Source organism: Paenibacillus cisolokensis, from assembly GCF_050481165.1.
GTDB classification, from domain to species: Bacteria; Bacillota; Bacilli; order Paenibacillales; family Paenibacillaceae; genus Paenibacillus_AH; species Paenibacillus_AH cisolokensis.
This window is the reverse complement of sequence record NZ_JBCNFP010000176.1, coordinates 1-889: the sequence shown is the minus strand read 5'-3', so window position 1 is coordinate 889 and position 889 is coordinate 1. Positions and strand designations below refer to the sequence as shown.

Below are 889 nucleotides of genomic sequence, written 5' to 3'. Positions count from 1 at the left end.
GGGTCTGTCTAAGAATCGGGCTCGAGGCACCAGGTTACGACGACCTCGCTTCGCCAGCCGCAAGATTATTATACCGTGGGAACCTGATTATTTTCATCATCTGATGGTGCCGTGTCAGCGGCATGGGAGTCTAATACTTTTTTTCGAGCCGTATATCGAAACGAACATCAGCGACGATGATATGATAAAGCTGGGTAAGCTGGGCTTTGAGATCGACAGGGAAAGCATTGACAGCATTCAATTGCCGCCGATGGAACTCATACAAGAAAAATCAGTGAACGGAAAAGCCGTACTTTACGTTGAACCTGAGCAGGTAAAGTCATACGTAAAAAGTGTTCTGAGCGATGATTCTTAGACTCGAATCAACTGATATCAGTAGAGTAATATAATTGCTATCGACATCAAAACTATTTATGGCAACAGAATCGGTATGTGGCGGAGGGGGCGAGCCTCTCCGCTTTATTAATGATGGCCGAAAGGCGGGATTTGGTCTCGGATTATGGATTGCATATTACCTTCTTTGCTTCGTACTTTATTGTTTAAGGGCCGGTTTGCTATTGGCGGGTTTCATAAAGACGTGTGGTATGCCGGAACAAAAGGACGGATAAAATTACTTCGATCTTGCTATTAGTGTTCTAACTCTACGTGCCGATTCAAATCGAATTAGGCTTTTTTATGTAGATGTTCGTTACAATTCGTCAATATTGACGATATATAGAATATTGATCACCCTACTGTAAGCATTCACCGATTGAAATGTCGGCGTAGGACTAATATCCATAAGGATTTCAGCTTGTGCCAAGCGGTACTGAGCCAAAAAATTGCGATTTTGGCGTTTCTACTCCCAATAGGGGTAACAAAACCTAATTGCTTCTTCGCTGTTTAAAGT

The 889-nt window shown here is 42.9% G+C and carries 1 pseudogene; it reads left to right on the top strand.

From position 1 onward, the window contains the following. Positions 1-355: pseudogene (locus ABEV74_RS22505) on the top strand (hypothetical protein); the annotation flags it as partial. Positions 356-889: the final 534 nt, after the last annotated feature.